Here is a 3,885-nt window from a genome sequence, read left to right on the forward strand (position 1 = left end):
CCATGGGGCTCGACTGGATGGACGTGAAGATCCTGCGTGCGCTCTGCGACACGTTCCGCGGCCGCCCGGTCGGCCTCACGACCATCGCCTCCGCGGTGGGGGAGGACCCGAGCACGCTCGAGGACGTCTACGAGCCGTACCTGCTGCAGCGCGGCCTCATCGTCCGCACGCCGCAGGGCAGGCAGGCCACGCCCGCGTCCTTCGACCACCTGGGGATCGAGCCCCCGGCGCGCTAGGGCGCGCGGGCACAGGTATACAATCGTCCGGGAACATCCACGTCGGAAGGCGATCACATGCTTCAGAGGGATTACGTCCTTGAGCTCATCGGTCAGTTCGCGGAGGCGGTCAAGCGCGCGCTCAAGCGCGCGAAGGCCGGCGACCGGGGCGGCTGCGAGGAGGTGGAGCGGCAGATCGCCGACATTCTCGAGCTCGATCACGCGACGGCGCTCGCGCTCGCTCCTGACTCGCTCGTGACCATGATGGTCCTCTCGGGGATGGGCGATTCGGTCGCCTCTTACGTCTGCTACGCGCTCGACCAGCTCTCGCAGGTCTATGCCCAGATGGGCGACGAGGACCTCTCGCATATCCGCGCGGCCCAGGCGAAGGCCGTGGCGGAGTCGTTCGACTGCGATTCGGCGGACATCCCCGAGGAGCTCAAGTAACCGGTCAAGCCCTGCTTTAGAGGGCCTGCGGCCTCTGAAGCCGCTAGTATAGAACGAGGCTTAAAGCGGCCTGGGCGCCTTGCGCGCCCAGGCCATTGCGTATAAAGGTGAGAGAATGTCCCAATATCAGAACCGCGGGTGCCTGGGCGGGCCCGACCACGGGTACTCGCGCGGCGCGGGAGACCAGGGCCCCCGCCGCTCCGGCAAGGCCCATCGCCGGGCCGACTCGTCCTCCTCGCATAACAGCTACACCAACCTCGGCGGCGGATACGCGCGCAACCAGGGCGCCTATGGACGCGACGGCGGCTCTTACGGGCAGGGCAGCGGCTCTTACGGGCACGCGCGGCCTCGCCAGGGCGTGCCGCAGCCTCAGCGCGACCGCAGGGGCCACGCGAGCACATCCATGCCCAGGAGGGCCGGCGTCGAGGCGTACTCCGGCCGCCGCGATGACGGGCGCGGCGCTCGTCGCGGAGGCTACGGGCGGGCGCTCCAGGGGTATTCCCCTACCGCGCGGCCCCGCGGCGGCAGCGCCCCGCGCCGGCGCGGGGCCGCGCTCGGGCTCCCCAACGCCTCGACGCTCATCGGCTCTGCCGTCGTCATCGTGATCGCCGCCGTTGCCCTCTTTGCTTGGAACACGAGACCCGTCGACATCAAGCTCAACGGCAGCACGACGAGCGTGAAGGTCGGCTCCACCCTTGACGACATCGTGTCGGCCAAGCGCCTCTCGCCAAAGAAGGGCGACCTCGTGAGCGTCGGCGGCGACGTCTTGCAGCAGGGCCAGGGGTACGTGTACTCCGCGAGTGTCAACGGGCAGGACATCGACCCCGCCGACTTCGGCTCCTACCATGCCGCCGACGGCGACGACGTCACTATCGGCGACGGGTCGAACAAACTCGAGGACTACGACGTGAACGTCGTCGAGGAGCAGCCGAAGCTCGAGATGGGCGGCGAGGCCTGGGGAAACATCACCTACATCAGCCAATGGCCGAAGGTCGGCAAGCGCGAGGTGCGCCACGGCAAGACCTCCGGCGAGACCGCCGACGGTGACGTCATCCAGGAGACGCAGAACTGTGTCGTCACGGTCCACCAAATCAAGCCTGACGACCAGAGCAAAAAGCTCATCGCCCTCACCTTCGACGACGGCCCTGCCGACCCCTACACCGAGAAGTACCTCAGCATCCTCGACCAGTACGGCTGTAAGGCGACCTTCTTCAACCTCGGTCAGAACATCGAGGAGTACCCCGAGCTCTGTAAGAAGGTCGTTGAATCCGGCAACGAGCTCATGAGCCACACCTACCAGCACCAGCAGCTGACGAAGCTCGACGCCTCATCGCTGCAGTCTGAGTTCAGCAACGCATTCGACTCAATCAACAAGGTCGCCGGGGTCCAGACCACCGGTTTCCGCCCGCCCTACGGCGACTTCAAGGAGTCCTCGTGGCTCAACTCCGGCGGCCTCGCGAGCGTCTCGGTCCTGTGGAACCTCGACTCCGAGGACTGGCGCCGCGCAGGCGTCGACTCCATCGTGAGCAAGTCCACCAACGGCGCGTTCTCCGGCGCGATCATCCTCATGCACGACGGCGGCGGCCCGCGCGACCAGGACGTCGAGGCACTGCCCCAGATCATCCAGGCGCTCCAGTCCCAGGGCTACGAGTTCGTCACAGTGACCGACCTCATGAAGAGCGACTCTTCCATACCGCAGGACATCGCCAACGGCGACGCGAAGATGCCCGACGACTGCAACTGGCCGACCGAGATCGCCAACAAATAGAGGGATTCGGGGCATCTCGGTGATTCCGAAGCCCAACACGAGGACGGGCACGAAGCCGGCGCTTGCCGCAGGCTTCGTGCCCGTCTCCTGTTTACGCTCCCAAACTTGCGCTACAGCTTGATGTCCTCCCAGCTGTCGAGCCAGACGTCGCAGATGCCGCGCAGCGCCTCCTTCGGCTGGCCAGCCCCCGCGACGTCCACGTCGCACACGAGGAAGCCGGCGGACTTCGCCGACCTCGATCCCGCGAGGATGTCCTCGAAGACCAACGTGCGGGTAGGCTCGGCGCCTATGCGCCGCGCCGCCTCGAGGTAGATGTCCGGGTGCTCCTTTGACCTCGCGACCTCCTTGCCACACACGACTGCGTCAAATAGGCCCGAGACGTCGATGCGCGGAGCCATCGAGGCGAGCACGCGCGGGTCGTTCGTCGTCGCAAGCGCGAGCGGAACCCCGGCCGCGCGCAGCGCCCGCAGATAGCGCTCGGCACCGGGGCGCAGCGTCGCCTTCGCCTCGTAGAGGGCCGCCCCCATCCGGTTCCACTCGTCGCATATGTCCTCGACGGAGTCGCGCACCCCGAACGCCTCGCGCACCCAGGCCGCGCCCCCAGAGAAGCCGAGCGTGGCGAGCGTCTGGTGCACCTCGGGCGTGTACGGGATCCCCCGTGCCGAGAAGAACGCACGGTCGACCTCCTCCCAGAGCGCCTCGGTCGCCGAGAGCGTCCCGTCGAAGTCGAAGATCGCGTAGTCGAAGCCGACGGGCCAAAGTCTGACGGCCGAGATTTCTCTTGCCAAAAGCTTCTCCTAGAAGTCGGGCTCGTCCTCGAGCGAACGGAGGATCCCGTGGTCGATGTCGTCGCGCGTGAGCGCCATCAGCAGGTAGAGCATCTCCCTGCCAGGACGGAAGAGGTTCTCGTCTATCGCCGCGGCGGCGCCCTCCTCGAGCACCTGGAGGACTTCCTCCGACGGGGCGAGCGGGATTCCGCGGGCCGCGAGCGCCTCCGCGACGCGCTCGTCGGAGAGCGATTCACTGTTCTCCGCCCCGAGCAGGCTCGCGATCTGCCGCGCCGCGTCGACGATTCCCCCGGGCAGCATGCGCGAGGCCATCTGGTAACAGGCTTGCGAGGCCACCATGTTCCCCAGCTTCCACTGGAGCTGCGCCATCGTGATGTAGCCGAAGCCGATGCTCTGCGGGTCGCTCGCGCAGCGGAGCATGCGGCAGCACTCCTCCGACGCCTCCTCCACGCGGCCGAGCTCGAGCAGGCAATGGCTGTAGTTCAAGGCCGCCTGGGTCGAGAGCGGGGCCATGTGCGCTGCCTGGCGCGCGAGGTCGCAGGCCGCCTCGGGCCGCTCGAGCAGGAGGTCGGAGGCCGAGAGGAGCTGGAGCGCGTCGAAATAGGCGCGCGGCACGAGCCTGACCTCGGGGCAGTCGTCGGCAAAGAGCCGGTTGTAGATCACGCGG

Annotated in this window: 4 protein-coding genes and 1 pseudogene; 3 read left to right on the plus strand and 2 right to left on the minus strand. The window is 67.5% G+C overall.

Annotated features, from left to right (window positions below):
- The 3 genes from ACT84W_RS07895 to ACT84W_RS07905 all read left to right on the plus strand — a co-directional run.
- On the plus strand, positions 1-236 hold a 236-nt coding region (locus ACT84W_RS07895), incomplete at its 5' end, for a Holliday junction DNA helicase RuvB C-terminal domain-containing protein (RefSeq protein ID WP_444328808.1).
- A gap of 57 nt (positions 237-293) precedes the next feature.
- Positions 294-662 (plus strand): hypothetical protein, encoded by a 369-nt coding sequence (locus ACT84W_RS07900; RefSeq protein WP_444328809.1) that lies wholly within the window; start codon positions 294-296, stop codon positions 660-662.
- A gap of 115 nt (positions 663-777) precedes the next feature.
- Complete coding sequence (locus ACT84W_RS07905; protein WP_444328810.1) at positions 778-2,430, plus strand: polysaccharide deacetylase family protein; 1,653 nt, start codon at positions 778-780, stop codon at positions 2,428-2,430.
- A gap of 110 nt (positions 2,431-2,540) precedes the next feature.
- Here the strand turns inward: ACT84W_RS07905 and ACT84W_RS07910 are convergent, their stop codons facing one another.
- Complete coding sequence (locus tag ACT84W_RS07910) at positions 2,541-3,218, minus strand: HAD family hydrolase (RefSeq protein WP_417575436.1); 678 nt, start codon at positions 3,216-3,218, stop codon at positions 2,541-2,543.
- 9 nt (positions 3,219-3,227) lie between these two features.
- Positions 3,228-3,885: pseudogene (locus ACT84W_RS07915) on the minus strand (tetratricopeptide repeat protein); the annotation flags it as partial.

It is taken from the genome of Paratractidigestivibacter sp. (genome assembly GCF_052362415.1).
GTDB lineage: Bacteria > Actinomycetota > Coriobacteriia > Coriobacteriales > Atopobiaceae > Paratractidigestivibacter.

Excerpts from the sequence above, each read along its gene's own strand:
- ACT84W_RS07905 (WP_444328810.1), top strand. The coding sequence starts at position 778 with ATGTCCCAATATCAGAACCGCGGGTGCCTGGGCGGGCCCGACCACGGG.
- ACT84W_RS07900 (WP_444328809.1), top strand. The coding sequence starts at position 294 with ATGCTTCAGAGGGATTACGTCCTTGAGCTCATCGGTCAGTTCGCGGAG.